Here is a 19,439-nt window from a genome sequence, read left to right on the forward strand (position 1 = left end):
TCAAGCGAGGCGAGTGTAGCAATTGGTTACAGTCCCGGCAGGGCCGATGTGAAGCCAACACGGAAGAATGTCCTAATCGCGTCAACGGTCATTGTCATGGGGGTTTCGGCTACGTTCACGATATCTCCATGTGCAAGCACCAAATTGCTGGGGCCGCCATTGCGAGCATCGGCAAGAGACGCCTCGATCGTAACCGGTTGATCGGTGCCGGGGGGGGTGCGGACGATATGGACTTTATCCGCCAGTTGAAGTGTTGGGCCACCGGCTTGAGCTATCGCCGCCAGCAGTGTCAGGTCCTCGCCGTCGGGCATCTCGAGACTGGCCGGATTCCTGACAAGCCCCATGACATTTACCAGTCGTCGAGTTCGGCGTGTGACATTCACGACGGAACCGTCGAGCAGCCTTAGTGAGGCAGGATCGATATCTTGCAAGTTCGCGAGGTCAACCCGGATCACCGAAGCTGGTTGTTGTGGCCGGCCTTGCCGATAAGAGGCCAGAGCGATCGGGCCTTCGGGCCCGATAGTCGGCGGAAGGGAGGAAATAGACTGCAATGCGAGTGGTGTGTGGCGAATCTCGACCGTGGTTTCGGCATCCAGGGCTAGCCCTTCAGCCAAGCTCAAAGCGGTCAATAGATCGCAACTGGCAACCGGAATGTCATAGTTGCTCGGTTTGTTGACCGCCCCAACAACGGAAATCTGATACGTTCGTTTGCGATCGACCTGCACCGATACATTAGGTGCCACATAAAGTCCTCGCTGCACCGCGATGTCGCGAATTCTTTGTGCCGCCGCGTTGGGAGTTAGGCCAGCCAATGGAACGCGACCAACCAGGGGGATCGCCACACTTCCATCGTTATCGAGTGCCACATCCCAGATCGGTACGAGCGCTTCTTCAACACCGGTTGCGATCGATACCTGAATTCCATCACCAGGTTGTAGCCATTCCGCTGGTGCAGCTGCGCGAGGTACACGGCTCAGGTCCAAATGTCGGGCGCTGATATGATGAGAAGCATGATACTCAGCTGGCAATGAGGCAGCTGTGTACATGGGACTAGCGCAGCCAGAACTGATGAGGCTTGCTATGGCACCGATAAACAACAGGATTAAAGTTCGCATCCTTGCTTCCAAGTCATTCGACCATCTTTAAGGCTATGGAGACTACATTGGCGGCTAATTCGAGGCAAGCAGTGTCGCCTTCTGTTGGCATGGACGCCGCCACATTCATGTCGTTCGCCTAAGCAGCCATGCGGCCACGAATCGGTGCAACGTAGGCAGCTTGTGGCGATTGCAAGGGCTCTTCAGTATTGAAACTTGGTACGATTTGTTTCAGCTCTCCATAAATCGAGCTTCTATCATGATTCGTCGTTCCTAATATCTTCGAAACCGCTTTTTGAATGGCCACGTGGGACATGCGGACGCAGTTGGCTTTGAGGATTTTCGGGTTAGTTGTCGCACAGCGAGTTTCGTCGTCAGCGTAGAGTTCTTCGTAAAGTTTTTCACCGGGGCGTAACCCCGAAATCTTGATTTCAATATCGTGGCCCAAGCGTAAGCCAGATAAGCGAATCATATCTTCCGCCAAGTCCATGATGCATACGGGCGATCCCATGTCGAGCACAAAGATTTCTCCGCCCTTCCCCATCGCGGCAGCCTGCAAAACTAGTTGGCTGGCTTCGGGAATGGTCATAAAGAAACGAGTCATGGCTGGATCGGTGACTGTCACCGGGCCTCCAGCGGCGATCTGTTGTTTGAAGACTGGGATTACACTTCCGGCTGAACCTAGCACGTTGCCAAAACGTACGGTGACGAAGCGGCATCCGGAGGATTCCGACATGCTTTGCACATAAAGCTCGGCAACCCGCTTGCAACAACCCATCACGCTTGTCGGATTGACTGCCTTGTCGGTGCTGATCATAACGAAGGATTCTACGTCATAAATGTGACTTAGATCTGCTAAGTTTTTCGTTGCACCAATGATGTTTTTTACACCTTCACCAGGGTGTTGTTCCATCAATGGCACGTGCTTGTAAGCGGCCGCATGAAAAACCACCTGAGGTTGTTCCTCATGGAATAGCGAGTTCATTCGCGCACGGTCGGTGGCGTCCGCGATCACAACTTTGGCAATGTTGGCATCGATTGCTGCTTGTAATTCCCGTCCCAGAAAAAATTGTCCATTTTCGTTGCGATCGACTAGGACCAGTTTGGCAGGGTCGAGTTTCAACAGTTGCCGTACCAACTCGGATCCAATAGAACCGCAGCTGCCGGTGACTAATACCCGTTTGCCGCTGATCCACTGCTGTAGCTGAGACTGCTCAATGTCCACGGTGGGACGTCCCAGCAAGTCCTCAATGGCAACCTCACGAGGTTTGAAATCTATCTGACCGCTAACGATTCGCGAAACATCGGGAACGACTCGCACCTCGCGGCCGTGTGCTTGGCCGATGCCCATGATCCGCCGCACTTCCCCACCGGGCAAATCGCCGCTGGAGAGCATAATCATCTGGCAATCGAGCCGAGTCACCACATCTGCGACGTCGGTGAGACCGCCCAGCACGGGGACTCCCGCGATCGCACGGTGCAATAGTTTGTCCGTCGCAGTAATGATCCCAATTGCCCGGTAAGCCTGCTGCCCACCGGCTGATCTCATCGCTCTTAATAATAACTCAGCTGCGTGGGGACCGCCGACGATCAGGGTGCGGCAACCTCGATGAAGTTGTTTGGATCGCTCACGCCGCTCTCGGCGAACGCGTCGAATACTCAAAACACCACCTAGCAGAAGTGCAGTCAAGCAGCCGTCAATGATGACCACACCCCGCGGGATTGAATCGCCGCCGAGCAGCAAGGAATCGACCGCAATGACGCTGGCCGTCGCCACGAACGTGCCGCGGATCAACCGATATGCGTCATGCAAAGAAACAAAGGCGTGGCAGCTGAGAGTAATTCTCGCCGCGATCAATGCAATCGTTTTCGTAAAGACGACGACCGGCAGCACGGCTAGTAGTTGCGTCGTGAATTCTGCGGACAACTGACCATCAAAACGAATCAAATAAGCCGCGACCAAGGAGCATGCCAACAGCGGGGCCAGCCAAGCGATGGGGCGCAAGCGAGAAAACCAACGTCTGGTTTGCTGACGCAAGCGACTCGGTTTTCCAGAATTATTTTTTTGAGTTTCGTGCATCCATGTCACCCTGAAATAATCCGCCCGATCCTTCGGGTAGTCCTATACCACCTAGTGTCACTTATCCGTCGACGATCTATTTGAGGGGTCGTCTTGGCTGCCTCTTGTAACAAAGCGTGAGCAAAATCCCAAGTCAGATTTCAAATTTTCGCGATTTTGGTCTGAAGATCAGGAATCAGGACCAAAAAAGCTCGCCAAAATACTCCCCCAGAGCGGCCTGGCGTCCGGACGCCAGGCCGCTCGTTTGACTCTGAAATAACCCCGGCGGCCGAGGTACTGGGCAGATTGACTTCCGTCCCGCCGCTCTGAACGGTATAAAGATGCAATACTTCACTGCAACGAACTGTCAAGAACCCCTGCCCCAGAGGGCGCGGCCCAATGTCACGCGAGAGCAAAGTCAGCCTCGCACAAGTGATTAACACACGCATTCGATGCCACCAATGAGCCAGCATCTGTAGGTTAACGGCCGGACGGTTTCCGCCACTCGATGCGGTTCATGAACACTGAATACATAGCAAATAGAGCACAACTGATATGATGAGCGATCACTGGAAGGCCATCGCCCGACTCCTCGGCGCCCCCGGCGGAGCCGATCCCCCCGAACCGAAATCAGAGCTGGGACGCAGCCGCAAAGTCAAAGAAAAAACAACCCCCTACGAAGTTAAAGGCGAGGAGCCAAAAGCCGCCGACCCTGAATCTGGAAAGTCCGAGACCGTAAAGTCGAAATCGGCCGAGTCACAGCCTGCTGCGACTAAATCTGCCCAAACCACCTCGGCGGCGGAGCAATCCCGCGCAGCCGCGAGACCCGCAGAACGCCCTGCCCCAGCGAAAATTGTCGCTCCCGATCCGCTCTCCTTTTCGTCCTTCGCCGATTTGGACAATGATCACGTCGAGCCGGCTCCCAGTCGACCCACTGAGCTGGCCAAACCGACCGAACCCCCAGCTGCGAAAAGTACAATCGCCGAACCCCGCGTGGCGGCTGCGGCGAGTAACCCGCTTGAGGAAATGTTCGCCGAACCGGCTAACGATGATCTTTCCTGGAGCGAGCTGGCGGAAAAACTCGGAGTCGCTGCGGCCGAGCCGACCCCGCAAGCCGAGTTGCCCGCCCCCACTTCCAGTAGTTCGCCGAAACGCGAAAAACGACCCCAATCAAATGCCCCTCGGACTGCGAAGCAATCCTCCCGCTCCGGTTTCGGGACCGGACTTGGAATCGATTCCGATGTTGATCCTGATGTGGTAGAGGATGTTGCTGAGGCGGATGCTGTAGCCGAAGCCAGCTCTTCGGTAGCCTACGTCCAAGAAACGCGGGCCGATGAATCCTCGGCAACAGACGATGCTGATGATGTATTGGCCAGCCTCGGCAGTGAAGGTTGGGGCAAGCCGCGGCGGCGCGAATCAAAGCGAAGTGAACAAGCGAGGGCTGCTGAACCGGTCGCGCGGAGCTCGAAAGAGAGTAAGCCGAGCGAGCTTGATAAGTCTGAGTCGAGCTCCGAACCACATGGCTCCGGCCGTGGGCGCGCTGGTGGGAGAGGGCCAGACTCGCGGCGGCAAAATGGCGAGCCCGAGGGCTCACCACGACGAACTCGCCAAGAGGAGAAAATCGTCGATGAGTTGACCGATGAACTGGCCGATGAAGACTCGCCCGAAACAGCTGATCCAACCGTGAGCGGAGTGGGGGGTGGGCCCGTTCAACGATCAAGTCGGCGGGGACGACGTCGCGGACAACGGCAGCGATTAAGTGAGGAAGTCAAGGATTGGGAGGGTGAGTTGCTGGATGAAGACTCGCCGACGGCCGAACGCACTGCTGGCCGTCGTGAACGTGAGCCGCGAGCCGAACGTGAACCGCGTGGCGAACGTGAATCGCGGACCGAACGGGAGCCGCGGACCGAACGGGAGCCGCGGACCGAACGTCCGCCCCGAGCTGAACGTGGAACCGTTGCTGAGCGAGAGCCTGGATTCGTTGACGAAGAGGCAGGCGAGGATGGGGATGCGCCCCGTCGTCGCCGTCGCCGCGGACGTCGCCGTCGCGGAGGGGCTGAGTCACGCACCTCGGAAGCGGCTGCGGGTGACGAAGTCGAAGTTGACGTGGATGCGACGCTATCTTCTGACGATGAGGCGTCGGGCGACGTGAGTCGGGGTTCGGCACGTCCCGCCGTGGGCGGTCGAGCCATCGAGGCTGAGTTCGACGATGATCATGAGGATGATGATGAGGTCGCCGCGTTGCGGAAGCCACGTCGTCGCCGTCGTCGTCGCAGCGAGGGGGAACGAGCTGAGGGCGATAGTGAGGCGGCCCCGCGAAATCAAGTTGTCAGCGATGATGACGAGCTTGACGAGGATGAGCCAGCCGTCATTTACAATGTGCAGCGCAACGTCCCTACATGGATGGACGCCGTGGAGATTCTTGTTGCTCCGAACTTGAGTTCGCGGAAAAAAGATAGTCCCAGGCGTGGTGGTAGTTCAGGGGGAAGTGGATCTTCGGGAAGTGGTTCGTCTGGAAGCGGTCGATCACGTCCCCGCCGTCGCGATTAACTCTAACTCCCGTTGAGATTTGCCCTGAATCGGTAAATACCTAGGGCTTAAGGCCCTCGAACGAAGAACAGCATGGCCAGCGGGAGCATGCTCCCCAGCCTGCTCGCTTGAGGGCCCCTTGGAGTCGAGCGGCTGTTCTTGTACAACCGCTATCTGTGCGAAGCATCAAAGAGCCGTGGCTGCCCGGAAGTGGCGGCCCCTGCGATTGGGAACCGCGAACCTGGTCAGGCCTTAACTGGAGCAGCCATAAGCGGGGTACCTTTGTGTGGGGGTCGCCTCTTCCTGGCAGTCAGTTTGGATTTTCGCACATTTCTTTACCTCACCGCTCGTGATGGCGAATTGGCATGGCTGATCAAGAACATCCAGCCTCGGGCCGCTATGTCGTGGTAGCTCGACGGTATCGACCTCGAGGCTTTCAGCAACTGGTCGGCCAGGACCACGTCGCGACAGCGCTCACCAATGCGATCGAGACGAATCGAGTTGGCCACGCGTATTTATTTACGGGGGCTCGCGGAGTCGGCAAGACCAGCACCGCGCGGATTTTCGCCAAAGCGCTCAACGCGCCCGAAGGCCCCACGGTTACGCCGGACGACAGCAGCGATATTTGTCAAGCGATCGACGCGGGGGAGGATATTGATGTGCTGGAAATCGACGGGGCCAGCAATCGGGGGATTGATGAGATTCGTCAGCTGAGATCGGGCGTTGGCATTCGCCCTAGTCGAGCTCGCTATAAAATTTACATCATCGACGAAGTCCACATGCTGACGACGCAGGCCTTTAACGCACTGCTGAAGACGCTGGAGGAGCCTCCTGAGCATGTCAAATTTATTTTTTGCACCACCGATCCTGAAAAGCTCCCGATCACAGTGTTGAGCCGTTGTCAACGCTTTGACTTCGCACCGGTGCGCGTCGAAGCGATCGCCCAGCGACTGCGGGAGATCGTCGATGCGGAGCAAGCCGAAGCGGAAGACGATGCGCTGCGACTGTTGGCTCGTCGGGCAGCCGGTTCGATGCGGGACAGTCAATCGTTGCTCGAACAAGTGTTGAGCTTCAGCACTGGTCGGCTGACCGTGGCGACGGTGCACGCGATGTTGGGGACGGCCGATGATTCGCGACTGGGTGAATTGGCTGCGGCTTTGGGGAATCGAGATAGCCGAGCGGCTTTGATGCAAATCGATGCTGCGATTCTTGCCGGCGTCGACGCCGGGCAATTGGCGGAGCAGCTGTTGGGCTTTTTTCGCGACATGCTGACCGCGACGGTCGGTTGTGATGCAGAAATGATGCGGTTTTGTGGTCCAGCGATGCATGAGGAATTGCGGGCTCAGGGGCAGCAAATGGGGCTGCAAACCCTGCTCGGGATTGTCGCTCTGGTCGACCAGACGTTGGTGCGGATTCGGCAAAGCGTCCATGGCCAAATCTTATTGGAGGCGGCGGTTGTGCAGATTTGCACGCTGCCCGATTTGGAAGGTGTGGCTCAATTAGCTAAAGCGCTCGCTGGGGGTGGTGCGGCTGGGGGTGGTGCGGCTGGGGAAAAAAAAAACGTTGAGCGGCCGCTCCTAAGGCGATTTGATCCTCCGGCGGTGCAGCCCAGTGAGCCGGTCGCGCTAGCTGCGCCGGTTGCTGCGAGCGAGCCGGTTGCGGTCCCTCCCTCGGCATCTGTTCGGCCAGTTGCCTCGCCAGCTCCGCGGGCAGCGGTTGTACCCCCTGCATCGATGGCACCAGCCGCCAGCCAATCACCGGCGGTTCCCGTGGAGTCCTGGGGCATGCCGCCCGCAGCGGCGACTGGGGCGACGAGTGCTAGTTCTGACTATGCCCTCATCGGTGCAGATCTTGCCCCCCCTGCGGCGGCCCGTTTGGCAGTTCCGTTGACCGCTGCTTGGGATGCCAGCGCGGCGAATCAGGTGTGGAAAGCCGCTTTGGCCGCGATGGATGATTTGACGGCCGATTTTGCTCGTCAGGCACAGGCGGTGCAACCGATCAGCAGCAATCGTTTGCGATTAGTTTTTTCTGCGGACAAGGAATTAGCAAAACGTAGTTGCGAAAAGCCCGAAAGAAAAAGTAAGCTTGAGGAAGTGATACGAATGGTTTCGGCACGCGACGTGCTGTTAGAATTTGAGCAACGCGTTGACGAGGTGGTGGAAAAGCCGTCCCGTCAGTCGGCGGCGATCAATCGTCGCCAGCGGATGCGAGATGCCGAGCAGCATCCAGCGATCCGTGAAGTGATAGAGATGTTTGAAGCTGAAATCGTTCGAATCGACGATCCTCGCCAGTAACGATGCTGGGGGGAGTCCGCATTCAACAGAGCAGAAAGAGCGTCACGATGTTCAAGGGACTGGCCGGTATGGCCTCAATGATGGGTAATTTGCAGCAACTGCCAGACAAGCTCGAGGCGATTAACGAGCGACTGCGGCAGGAGCAAGTCAGCGGTCAATCGAGTTGCGGTCGAGTTTCCGTGATCATGAATGGTTTGGGGGAACTGCAAAGCATCGATGTGTCACCCGCCTTGGTCGAGGGGGGGAATCCATCACCGGCTGCCGAGCCGACATGTGAAGCGGTCAACGTGGCCAGCAAGCAGGCGAAAGCGCGGTACGGCGAAGCCATGCGGGAGATGGCCAGCGACATGAATTTAAATCTTCCCGGTGTCGACGGCTTGTTGAGTCGGATGACAGGGGGCAGCGGCGGCTGAATCCGGTATGGCCCAGTGGTCTCAGAGTGTTGAGGAACTTGTCGATCAGCTGGGGAAATTACCGGGCATTGGTCGCAAGAGTGCCGAACGGCTAGCTTATCATTTACTGCGGGTGCCCCAGCAAGATGCCTTGGCGTTGGCTGAGGCAATCCGCCAAGTGCGTGAGAACGTTCGCTACTGCGAGAGCTGTTTTAATCTATCAGAGGGATCGCTTTGCGGCATTTGCGCCGATCCCCGGCGGGATACCGCAAGGCTCTGCGTGGTCGAACAACCACGCGATTTGATGTCTTTGGAGCAGGCGGCAGTATTTCGCGGAGTTTATCACGTGCTGTTGGGGAAGATCTCCCCTTTGGAAGGTATTGGTCCAGATCAGTTAACGATTGATGCGTTGGTCGATCGCGTGCGAAATGGCAATTTTACCGAGGTGATCATGGCTACGAATCCAACCGTTGAGGGAGATGGTACTTCGCTTTACATATCAAATCTGTTGGCGGAATACCCTTTGGAAGTAACCCGATTAGCTCGTGGGATCACCTCAGGAAGCATCTTGGAATATGCCAACAAAGAGATTTTGGCTGACGCTTTAAACGGCCGTCAGCGGCTTTGAGGCTACATTTGAGGCTATAATAGATCGGCAACATGGAATTCGTGACGTCCCTTCGGGCGTCAGCGAGTTCCTTTAACATAAGTGAAGGAGACAGTTCCATGCGCATGTCAATTGGGATGGAAGCGCGTCAGACGCAGACGCAAAAATTGGCGCCGCGGATGATCCAGTCGATGGAGATTCTGCAACTTCCCGTGTTAGCGCTGGAAGAACGCATCGACCAAGAGATGAATGAGAATCCGCTCTTGGAAGTGCTGGAAAACGACTCGCAGCTACCCGATGATGACGAGGATCGCGAGGCCCGCGCTCAGGATGGGCCGACTGAGTCGGAGCGCGAGCTGGTGGTCGATAATGATCACGACAACCGCGAAGATTTCGAGCGGTTGTTGAACATGGACAGCGAGTTACCCAGCACTTTTGATGACTCGTTCAAGCGGTCTTCCAACCGTATCTCGGAAGATGCCGATCGGCGGCACGACTTAATGGCGAATGCCGAGGCTCGTCCCGAATCGCTCAATGACTTTCTGCTGCATCAGTTGGCCGAACTTGATATTGATGACCGCGTGGAAGCGATGGCGGAGCGGATTATCAGCACCTTGGATGCTCGCGATGGCGGCTACCTCCGTACGCCCTTGGCTGATTTGCTGCCCTCCGGGCACACGCCGGAAGAGTTGCAATTAGCAAAGGAAGCGCTGGCAATTGTGCAAAGTTTGGAGCCGTGCGGGGTGGGAGCGCGAACACTCAGCGAATGCCTGATCTTACAACTTCGCGATGAGATGCCATTGTATGATGAAATGAAAAAAATCATCAGCGGGCACCTCGCCGACCTCGCCGAAAATCGCTTGCCGGCAATCCAAAAGAAGACTGGTTTCTCTCTGGAAACGATCCAAGCGGCGCGGGAGCAAATGCATGTGTTGAATCCCAAGCCGGGAGCCGCGTTTATGAAGGCCTACGTGCCGAACGTGACTCCTGATGTGATTGTTGAACAGGACCAAGATGGTAGCTATCGCGTGCGGCTCGACGATGACCGCGTGCCACAGCTTTACATCAGTGATTACTATCGACGTCGGTTGCGCGATCCGCACGCGACAGCCGAAGAGAAAGAATTCATAAAGAAAAAGATCACCAATGCCCAGTGGTTGATCGATTCGATCGAGCAGCGACGGGGAACGTTAACGAAAGTGGCTCAGGCGATTGTTGAACATCAAAAGCGATTTTTGGATGAGGGCCCCGAGGCTATCGAACCGCTTAAGATGCAGCAAATCGCTGATCGCGTGGGAGTCCACGTGACCACGGTCAGCCGAGCCGTTGATGATAAATGGGTGCAGACCCCACGCGGCATCCTGCCGCTGCGACGATTCTTCGTCGGCGGTACGCAAACCGAAGGTGGTGAAGATGTTGCTTGGGATACCATTCGTTTGCGGTTGCAAGAATTGATCGATAAAGAAGACAAGAGCAACCCTTACAGTGATGAAGAGTTGGTCGAGTCGCTGAAGAAACACGGCATGACGGTCGCCCGCAGGACGGTAACCAAATACCGCAAGAAAATGGGGATCCCCAGCAGTCGCCAGCGCCGCGATTGGACGCTGAAGAAGAGTTGCTAGTTGCTAGTTGCTAGTTGCTAGCGTGTCGGCTAGGACTTTGATGCCTTCGGTAATGCGTTCCTCGGATTGGACGCCGAAGGAAAGTCGTAAGCAGTTTCTGCGAACGGGATATCCTTCGTTGGGGTAGAAAAATTCACCCGGCACGTACAACACCCCCGCTTCGATCGCCGCTTGCCAAAGCGGTCCGCTGGGTCCGGCGTTCACTGCAGCTGGCAACGTAAGCCAAACATAGAGGCCTCCCAGGGGAGACTCGAAACGCACCCCGGGAAGATGGCTCAGATAGCGCTGGCACGCGGCCAGCATGGCATCTCGTTTTTTGGCATAGGTGGAGCGGAGCAGCCCCAAGTGTTCGTCAAACTGGCCACTAGCTAAGACTTCGGCCACGATGGCTTGACAGAAATGGGGAGAGCCGAAATCGGTCAGCGATTTGCGACGTTCCATGGCGGTGTGAAGTGGTTCTGGTGGACAGCCCCAGCCGACGCGAATTCCGGGGGAAAGATTCTTCGAGAAGGTGCCTGTTTCGACCGTTGTTTGCGGGTCGGCGCCCAAGTCCAACATCGAAGCCACGTCTTCACCCTCGTAGCGAAGGTCGCGGTAGGCGTTGTCGACCAGCATCATCATGGCCACGCGATCTCGCCAACGGTTGACGACTTCGATGATTTGCAGCCGACGCTCGGTCGACATATTCGTGGCGGCCGGATTGTCAAAGTAGGGAACAAGGTACAGGGCGCGGACCCGATGCAACTCGCCCGCCGCGGCCAGACGCTCGAGCGTGGCGTCGAGTTCCGCCGGGATCATGCCTTGGTCATCGATCTCCACCCCCACGGCTCGCGCGTCAAGGTCTTTGAGCACGTACAAGTAGACAAAGTACGTGGGCGCGGCGCAGAGGACGATGTCCCCCGGATCTAACAAGCAGTCCGAAGCCAGCTGCAAGAACTGATTGCTACCAGCCGTTAAGATCATGGAGTCGGCGGCTCGGCCGGGATCATCTTGGAAATATCTTTGGGCGATTCTGAGACGCAAGCCGGCGTGCCCGATGTTAGTGCCGTACTGTAGAGCTGCGGTGGCGTGCCCGCGGTCGGCAAACAGTTTTTGCGAGGCTACGCTAACTTCGTCCATGGGCAGCGTGTGATTATCGACAAATCCGGCCGCCAAAGAGATTGCCGCTGGGTTGGCGAGAGCCAAAGCCATTAATTTGCTGATTGGTTGTTCGGGCGCTCGTTGACCCCGTTGGCTCAGGTGCGCGGTTGGGAAGGCTGCGGTGGTGATCGACATAAAAGCTTTTTGCCGGCAAAAAATGGGCCATGGAAACGACCCGCACTGGCTGGTGCCTAAGGTGACCCCCGAGGTGCAAGCCGCGACGCGAATCGTTACAGTGTGAACAGAACAGATACTTCAGCGTACGGAGACAGGTTCGCTTTGACAACGCGTCCTGGTGAGAAGGCTCGCGGCACGAACCTCCGCCCAGGGACTGCTGATCGCCTCCAGGCGACTGCTAATGGATTTCCTGGCGACCGTCTTCGGTAATCTGTGGTGACATGTTGGTCCTCAGGAGAGTTCGGGTATGGAGACAAACTTTGGACGCCCCCAAGTCGGCTATGCTTGGCCCTTGACCCGACAGTTGTGGGGCGGATTGGTTGATCTTTGTTTTCCACCTTGCTGCGTCTTTTGTTTCGATCGACTTGATCGCTGCGAATTGGGGAACCTCACTGGCTCTTGCCGAGTTGTCGCCGCTTGCAGTGCTGGAAACACCGCTGCGGGCAGCGAACGGAGACGCGGGCTTTCAGCAGACTTTCTTGAGCCGGCACTTTGCGGAGAATGTCTCCGCATTTTAGGCGGCGCTGAAATCGCCCTCGCTTGTCACCGCTGCGGGCGGCAAGTGCCGGAATTTGCTGGCCAGCCGCCGCAGCTGTTGCCGGCGAACTCGCCAGTGCCCGGGAAATCGCCAACGCAACCTGCTTCCCTGGCCGCTGAATTTCGGGCCGCTGAATTTCGGGCCGCTGAATTTCGGGCCGCTGGGGAGTTAGCAGCAGTTCGGCGGATATGCCAGGAGTGCCAGCAACGGCCACCGGAGATTGCTCGCATGATTGCCCTGGGAGCTTATCGTGATGCGCTCCGCGAGGCGGTAATTGCTTGCAAACGAATGACCTTTGCTCCCTTGGCGATGGCCTTGGGAAGACTTTTAGCGCAGAAGTTGGCCAAGGAATTAGAGACTACCCCCCTGGACGCCGTGACCTTTATTCCGTCCCATTGGACGAGGCGAGTGCAGCGTGGTGGCTTGCCGACTCAGTTGATCGCCGATCAGATTGGTAATCAATTAGGAGTACCCGTGGTATCGTTGCTGCGAGCTCGTCGTAGAACCGCCAAACAGGGCATGCTGGAGGATGCTCAACGGCGGCAAAATGTCCGCAATGCTTTCCGAGCGATAAAGGGGTATGCTCTACCGCGCCGGAGAGTGCTGGTCGTCGATGACGTATGGACGACTGGTTCGACAATGCGGGAGGCGGCCGGAGTGCTGGGGCAGCAGTACCAGGTGGAAGTGCTGGCGGCGGTAGTGGCTCGGGCGGTTGGTACTCACACAATGTAACGGTTAGTAGTGGCGGCGGTTAATAATTACGAAACTGAAGTTGATCTTGTCGGCAGCCTGGTAAACTTGTGGTGGCCGCTGAGCTAGTTGCTGCGAAATGAACCGTCACGTCGGTTCCTGCGTCCCGATTGAATAGAACTCAAGCCTTTTCTTCGAATTCCCTATGTCGTCCGCCACCAGCGATCCTGGCCAATCCGCTACCCCACCGCCACGCGGGACGTTTCGTCGTGCCGTGCTCCGCGGACTGGGCGTGGTTATGCCCCCCTTGTTGACGCTAGTGCTCTTCATTTGGGCCTGGAACGCCATTGAGAATTATGTTTTGCGGCCGTTGGAGACGGGCATCCGCTATGCGGTGGTTTGGAACATTCGGGACATCAAAAAAACGCTTCCCGAGAATGCCATTTTGGCGACCCCTGGCAACATTAATGGAGGGTTCACTCACAACGGCCAAGTCTATGTTCCCGATTCGACCGGCAGCCGCTTTTTGCCGCAATATGTCATTCGCTACGTGAATGATAACCTCGATCGGATTGACCCCTACCAGCCGGTTCCAGCGACAGCCAATGCGTACTGGAACCGCTACGTCGAATTGCGTTACCTTCCTCGCACGGTCGTGGTGCCGGTCTTTCTGATCTTGTTTTTGGTGGTCTTGTATTTTCTCGGCAGGATCTTCACGCATGGCCTAGGCAGATGGTTGCTCAACGCGTTCGATCGGTTCATCAACCGTTTGCCGCTGATCAGCAACGTGTACGGCTCAGTTAAACAGGTGACTGATTTTATTTTCAGTGACCGCGAGATTGAATTTAATCGGGTCGTGGCGATCGAGTATCCACGGAAGGGAATTTGGTCGATTGGTTTTGTCACGGGGCAAAGCATGTTGGACATTTCGGCTGCCTCGAACGAACCGATGTTGAGCGTCTTGATGCCGACCTCGCCGATGCCCATGACCGGCTTCACCGTGACGGTGCGGAAAAGCGAAGCGTTGGACTTGAATATCACGATCGACCAGGCGATTCAGTTCGTCGTCAGTTGCGGGGTGGTGGTGCCAGCGAACCAGCAAATTCCCAGCTCGCGGTTGCAGCTGAACCTTCCCACACAGTCGGAAGTATCAAAGCAGGTGGGGGGCAGCGGGCCCGACGGTGACGTCAAGCAGATGGATGTTCGTGACACGCCACCGCTGCCACCCTCTCAAAATCGGGACTGAGCTGGCAAATCGGGTCTTAGTTGCTGTTTTCACCGCCAGCCAGACGATCTTGTCGCGGCGGGGTGATTCCTGCGATAACTGGGGCATGAAGTTATCCTCGTGCCTGCTGTTTTCGTGCCGCTGATCTGGCACTGGCCGGTGGCTCGCAGGCAAGCAACGTCCCCCGCGAACTGGTGTTGGCCGCTCCGTGACCTGCATAGATCGTTACATCCTCCGGATTTACCTTCGCACGTTGCTGGTCTGCTTCGTTTCGTTTGCGGGCATTTTCGTCGTTTTCCATGCCTTCACCAACATGGATGAGCTCAACGAGTACGGCGAGCAGGTGGGGGGGATTGGCATGGCGATGGCTCTGTACTACGGGCCTTACATGCTGATGTTGTTTGAAATGACCAATATGATCGTCGCGTTGCTGGCGTTGTTGTTTACTTTTGGGTTGCTCCGCAGGACGGGGGAATTGACCGCCCTGCTGGCTGCCGGAATCAGCCATGGGCGGATTGTCAGGCCGATGTTGATCGCCGCCTTGTTGGTCATCTTGGGAGCCGCCATTAATCGCGAGTTTGTCTTGCCAAACTGGCAAGACCAGCTGGGATTAAAGGTCCCCAGCCCGGACGGTGGCGGCGAGCTGCGTCCCCTATTGCCGGTTTACGATCGGGTCACGGGAATTTTGGTCAACGGCAAGGGCTTGCAGTTGACCAAGCAGCAGGTCGTTGAGCCGGCTTTGAAGATCCATGCCCTGGCACCCGGTTTTGGGAACCAATTGAACGCTCGCTTAGCCCAGTGGATACCGCATGGCGAACAGCACCCCGGCGGGCCAGATCACCCGGCTGGCTATGTGCTCAGCGGCGTCTCGCAGCCCGCCGGCGTCGATTCGCTCAGCAGCTTTCGGGTGGCCGATTCGACGATGTTGCTCACCGCGCGCGACACTCCCTGGCTGGCCGCCGGGGAGGTGTTTGTCGCCAGCCGCGTGGAAATAGATTTTCTTCAATCGGGGTCGGCTTGGATGCGGATGGCCAACACGGGCGATTTAATCCGTCGCGTCAGCAATCCGGCCGTCTACTGCTCGGCCGACGTGGCCGTCACCCTGCACGATCGCTGGCTCCGTCCCTGTTTAGATTACAGCCTGATTATTCTCAGCCTGTCGCTGGTTGTCGGCCGCGGCCAGCGAAATATGTTTTTGGTCACCGGCTACGCGACTGGGTTAGTGCTATTATTTTTCGGCTTGCGCACGCTGTTTCACATGATGGGTGGGAATGGCTATCTTTTGGATCCAGCCAGCGCCGCTTGGCTGCCCGTGTTGATACTCACCCCCGCGGCCTACGCGCGCTATCGTTTGGTGCGCATCTCCTAGCGGCTGGGAACGTCTTTGTGTTGACCGTCTCGGTAATAATTCCGGCAATCAATGAAGCGGCCAGGATCGAACGGGCCATCGCTTCGGCCATCGTCGCGGGTGCTGAGGAGACCATTGTCGTCGACGGGGGCAGTCGCGATACAACGCAGCGTCAGGCCAGTCGGGCGGGAGCCAAGGTAATGGAAGCGCCTGCCGGGAGAGCCCATCAGCAGAATCAAGGCGCGGCGATCGCGAGCGGACAAATCTTGCTTTTCTTGCACGCCGATAATTGGCTGGGCAGCGAGGCCATCAAGCAGATCCGTGAAACCGTTTCCTCCGCCGCCGATCACACACCCGTGTGGGGCGCGCTGCAGCAATGCATCGACGCGCCTGGCTATCGTTATCGCTGGTTGGAAGCCGGCAACGCTTGGCGAGTCCGTCGGCGGGGATTGCCGTTTGGCGATCAAGCGATTTTTATTCGCAAGACGTTGTTCGAGAGCCAGGGAGGGTTCCCCGAATACCAGTTGATGGAAGACTTGCTGCTGGCCCAGCGGTTGCGCCGCCAGCGTTGGCCCTGTCTGCTGCCGGGGCCCGTGCATGTCGATGCCCGTCGCTGGCAAAGGCACGGCGTGCTGAAGCAGACTTGGCGGAATTGGCGTTTGCAGTGGCAGTTGGCTCGCGGGGCGGACCCCAATCAACTGGCTACGCAATACCGTCGCCATGATGTGCGAGCCTGATGCGATCCGCGAAACAGCCTGCCCGCTGGGAAATTAAAAGTTATACGCGGGGTTTTCGGGGTCGAAATCGCGGTCGGTCAGCGGCACATTCATTTTGACATCGAGGTAGGTGTACTCCTCAATGATTTCCGGTTTGGCACCCGCCACGGTCGGCCAATCGTAAGCCACGTAGCGGACAGGAATTTGCAGTTCATCATCGATGAAGACTTGTGCCAAGTAGAAATCGAGATCGGGACGCTTGTTGGGTTGCGTCACTTGGAGCACCGTGCAGGAGCGATCTTTGATCCGCGCGTTCTCGCGAAACTCCGCCTGCACGTCGGGATATTGTCGCGCGGTCTCGCCCCGTTCGATCAGTTTTTCAATCAGTTTCTCCAGTCCGATGTCGGTCATTGGATAGCGTTGCCCACGCATCGCGAACGTGCCGGTGGGCGCTAGGGAAACGGTCGGCAGAAAGCGGCCTTTGACGCCACCCTCGTGCGCCGTAATTTTGCCGTTGTTGCGATTTTCGACGTAAATCACTTCGCGGCCCTTGGCCGAGGCGGGGCTGAGAAACGTTAGGTAGACACTCATTGGCGACACCAATTGCCCGTTCACCACCCGGCGGTTGCGGACTTTGATGAACATCACCTCTTGCTCACCGATCACACCGTCAACGCGTTCGCGTTTGACCAGCGTCGCGGTGTAGGTGTCATACTTCGCGTGGCTCAGCTCCAATGCCCGCCGGGCCAAATCAAGGCCGGCATCGAGCGAGTGAGATTTTTTGGGAACGCTGTTGTTCGCCGCTGCCGAGACGCGATAGACGGGTTCACGAAAACCGCTGCCAGCGGGTGGCTCGGCCCACGCTCGGCCCGCCACCGCGGCGGCTGCGAGGGAGCCGAGTCCGGTTACGAAGGCTCTGCGACTTGTTGCCATGGTTTTCTTCCTTGAGTCAATCACGTTTGTTCTCGCGGGGCCGCACGTTGGCCTGCGAATTTTCCCGAGTGCCTGCCCAAACTGAAGCGGGGCCACAACGAGGTTGCCTCTCTTATCGAACATCCGAGACTCCGCACTCGAATCGGGTTGACCCGTCGCACATGCCTTGCGTGGCGGGCATGGATTACCTAATCGGAATCCAAAGCACAACTCGTGTGATTGCTTAACTCGTTGGCTCGGGAACGTTGAGCCATTTCGAGCGATCATAGAGTTTGAACTGGACCGAACACCAGGGCGATTTTTCTCAGAGCCCCGATCAAGGCTAACGCGTCCGGTTTTGAAAACGCGATTACCCTGATTTTGGGGTGGAGCTCGCGTGCCAGAGCCCTGCGGGCGATGAGAAAAGATCGCTTCGGGAAAAAGGAGAGTTTCCCAACAGTGAGGTTGCCTAAATTGCCGAAGCAGAAAAGGTGATGCAATCGCTACCCTCCCTCAGGTCTGCTGGCAGGATTATTACGATGAGTTACAACTCCCAAGTTGAAGCCCGCTCTACTCCGCTTGGCCATCCTTTGGTTGGTCGTATGGTTGGTCGTATGGTTGGTCGTTGGCAGGCCAATCGCGGGCGATTTATTCGCGGGACCGTCGGCAAGCTCGTTTACGCGATCCCTTGCTGGGGGATGTTGATGTTGTCGATTGCTCCGCTTCAGGCTGAGCCTCCGAGTGCTGTCCAGCACCGGCAATTAGTTGATCCCTGGCAGATGCCAGCGGGCACGGCCATCTGGGGTCTACCGCCGCAGTCGCCTCATCGCTTGATTCAGTCACCTCCGTTGCTCAGTGCGGAAGAAAAAAAAGCACGCTCTCATCGCGGCAAGTTGACGCCGGCGGTGGCCACGATTGATCGCGCGGCGGTGCAAAACGTCTGGCGTCAGCCTTACGCATATGGATATTTTGGTGCTCAGCCAAATCGTCATTGGCAACGGCATTTCGGCTGGAATCAAGCATACACCCAGTGGACTCTGAAGTAGGTAATGGAGACGGATCAGCTGGGTGCTCTTTGCGGGGACTCTTTGCGGCGCATGCCTTTCCGCTTTGTCTTCAGCCTTCTAGGATGGTAGGAAGAGAAACGCAGCCAGTCGCTTCCGCCTCGCTTAGGTCAATGTAATCGATGAATGCCCCCACTCGCCCACAGCCTCAACCACCCGTTGAACCGTCGATCATTCCAGAGACTGGTTGGCATTGCTCGCATTACTTTTATCGATTTCGCCGCGACGTGCCCCAACCGGCCGATCCCGCAGCCGCTCGTGAGGCTTTCCTGCGAGCCTTAGAGCCAGCCGCCGAACAGCGTCCCGAGCGATTGCAGTTGTATTTGATCAGCGGCCACAAAGCGGATTTTGCCGTCGCCATGATGGATCCCGATCCGCTGAAGGTCGAGCATGTGCATCAATCGTTGATGTCCGGCCCTTTGGGTGCCGCCATTGAACCGACTTGGTCTTTTGTGTCGGTCAGTGAGATTAGCGAATACGTGCCAACGGTCGAGCAGTATCGCGAACGTTTGATAGCCGGTGGCATTGCCGCCGACGCTCCCGAAATGGCTGCCAAGCTGAACGCTTACGAGCGGCGTTTGCCGATGATGACCGAGCAACGTCTGCGTCCCGAGTTTCCTGATTGGCCGGTGGCTTGTTTTTATCCCATGAACAAGACGCGAGTTGTTGGTGCGAATTGGTTTACCGAACCTTTTTCCCGCCGCGCTAAGATGATGGGGGAACATGCTCAAAGCGGGATTCAGTTTGCCGGGCGAGTCACTCAGATGGTGACCGTCGGCGTCGGGCTCGACGATTGGGAGTGGATGGTCACGCTGTGGGCCAAAAATCCGCAGTTCCTCAAGGATATCGTCTATCGCATGCGATATGATGAGGCCAGTGCTCACTATGGCGAGTTCGGACCGTTTTACGTGGGATACCTCAAAACGGCGACCGAGATTCTCGACTTTTGCCAACCGCTTCGCTAGGGCAATCGGTATAACCTCTACCTTGCTAGCTTAGAATGTGGGGCTTAGGTTTGCCTCGCTGGCCCGT

15 protein-coding genes and 1 other RNA gene are annotated in these 19,439 nt (G+C 57.2%); 12 read left to right on the forward strand and 4 right to left on the reverse strand.

Annotation, left to right across the window (positions count from 1 at the left end; genetic code table 11):
- Positions 1-26: 26 nt before the first annotated feature.
- On the reverse strand, positions 27-1,046 hold the full coding sequence (locus SH139x_RS05850) for a polysaccharide biosynthesis/export family protein (protein ID WP_488354342.1): 1,020 nt from the start codon (positions 1,044-1,046) through the stop codon (positions 27-29).
- 187 nt (positions 1,047-1,233) lie between these two features.
- Entirely contained in the window at positions 1,234-3,174 is a 1,941-nt protein-coding gene (locus SH139x_RS05855) for a polysaccharide biosynthesis protein (RefSeq protein ID WP_488354343.1), read from the reverse strand.
- A 534-nt stretch (positions 3,175-3,708) separates the two neighbouring features.
- Between SH139x_RS05855 and SH139x_RS05860 the strand changes: the two genes are divergently transcribed.
- The 6 genes from SH139x_RS05860 (at position 3,709) to rpoN (ending at position 10,597) form a co-directional block, all read left to right on the forward strand.
- Positions 3,709-5,703 carry a hypothetical protein gene (locus SH139x_RS05860; RefSeq protein ID WP_488354344.1) on the forward strand — a complete coding sequence of 665 codons (1,995 nt, stop codon included), beginning with the start codon at positions 3,709-3,711 and terminating at the stop codon, positions 5,701-5,703.
- Positions 5,704-5,891: 188 nt separating this feature from the next.
- Positions 5,892-5,986, forward strand: an RNA gene (ffs, locus tag SH139x_RS05865) — signal recognition particle sRNA small type.
- A 61-nt stretch (positions 5,987-6,047) separates the two neighbouring features.
- Positions 6,048-7,976, forward strand: a complete 1,929-nt coding sequence (dnaX, locus tag SH139x_RS05870) for a DNA polymerase III subunit gamma/tau (protein ID WP_488354345.1) — start codon at positions 6,048-6,050, stop codon at positions 7,974-7,976.
- 47 nt (positions 7,977-8,023) lie between these two features.
- Positions 8,024-8,389, forward strand: a complete 366-nt coding sequence (locus SH139x_RS05875) for a YbaB/EbfC family nucleoid-associated protein (RefSeq protein ID WP_488354346.1) — start codon at positions 8,024-8,026, stop codon at positions 8,387-8,389.
- A gap of 7 nt (positions 8,390-8,396) precedes the next feature.
- On the forward strand, positions 8,397-8,996 hold the full coding sequence (gene recR / locus SH139x_RS05880; RefSeq protein WP_488354347.1) for a recombination mediator RecR: 600 nt from the start codon (positions 8,397-8,399) through the stop codon (positions 8,994-8,996).
- A 98-nt stretch (positions 8,997-9,094) separates the two neighbouring features.
- Positions 9,095-10,597, forward strand: coding sequence for an RNA polymerase factor sigma-54 (rpoN, locus tag SH139x_RS05885; protein WP_488354348.1), 1,503 nt, complete (start codon positions 9,095-9,097; stop codon positions 10,595-10,597).
- A 3-nt stretch (positions 10,598-10,600) separates the two neighbouring features.
- Here the strand turns inward: rpoN and SH139x_RS05890 are convergent, their stop codons facing one another.
- Entirely contained in the window at positions 10,601-11,872 is a 1,272-nt protein-coding gene (locus SH139x_RS05890; RefSeq protein ID WP_488354349.1) for an aminotransferase-like domain-containing protein, read from the reverse strand.
- Positions 11,873-12,161: 289 nt separating this feature from the next.
- On the opposite strand from SH139x_RS05890, the gene SH139x_RS05895 reads away from it, so the two are divergent.
- The 4 genes from SH139x_RS05895 to SH139x_RS05910 all read left to right on the forward strand — a co-directional run bounded on the left by SH139x_RS05895 (position 12,162) and on the right by SH139x_RS05910 (position 16,452).
- A complete protein-coding gene (locus SH139x_RS05895) occupies positions 12,162-13,184 on the forward strand; it encodes a ComF family protein (protein ID WP_488354350.1) in 1,023 nt (340 codons plus the stop codon).
- A gap of 163 nt (positions 13,185-13,347) precedes the next feature.
- On the forward strand, positions 13,348-14,388 hold the full coding sequence (locus SH139x_RS05900) for a DUF502 domain-containing protein (RefSeq protein ID WP_488354351.1): 1,041 nt from the start codon (positions 13,348-13,350) through the stop codon (positions 14,386-14,388).
- A gap of 187 nt (positions 14,389-14,575) precedes the next feature.
- A complete protein-coding gene (locus SH139x_RS05905) occupies positions 14,576-15,736 on the forward strand; it encodes an LptF/LptG family permease (protein ID WP_488354352.1) in 1,161 nt (386 codons plus the stop codon).
- A gap of 17 nt (positions 15,737-15,753) precedes the next feature.
- Positions 15,754-16,452, forward strand: coding sequence for a TIGR04283 family arsenosugar biosynthesis glycosyltransferase (locus tag SH139x_RS05910; protein ID WP_488354353.1), 699 nt, complete (start codon positions 15,754-15,756; stop codon positions 16,450-16,452).
- Positions 16,453-16,485: 33 nt separating this feature from the next.
- On the opposite strand, the gene SH139x_RS05915 is transcribed toward SH139x_RS05910, so the two are convergent.
- Positions 16,486-17,364, reverse strand: coding sequence for a DUF1571 domain-containing protein (locus tag SH139x_RS05915; protein WP_488354354.1), 879 nt, complete (start codon positions 17,362-17,364; stop codon positions 16,486-16,488).
- Positions 17,365-17,882: 518 nt separating this feature from the next.
- Between SH139x_RS05915 and SH139x_RS05920 the strand changes: the two genes are divergently transcribed.
- A complete protein-coding gene (locus SH139x_RS05920; protein ID WP_488354355.1) occupies positions 17,883-18,389 on the forward strand; it encodes a hypothetical protein in 507 nt (168 codons plus the stop codon).
- Between the two features lie 140 nt (positions 18,390-18,529).
- Positions 18,530-19,372, forward strand: coding sequence for a hydrogen peroxide-dependent heme synthase (gene hemQ, locus SH139x_RS05925; protein ID WP_488354356.1), 843 nt, complete (start codon positions 18,530-18,532; stop codon positions 19,370-19,372).
- Positions 19,373-19,439: the final 67 nt, after the last annotated feature.

The sequence above is a fragment of the Kothea flammea genome (assembly GCF_052161645.1).
In the GTDB taxonomy this organism is placed as follows: domain Bacteria; phylum Planctomycetota; class Planctomycetia; order Pirellulales; family Pirellulaceae; genus Laterigemmans.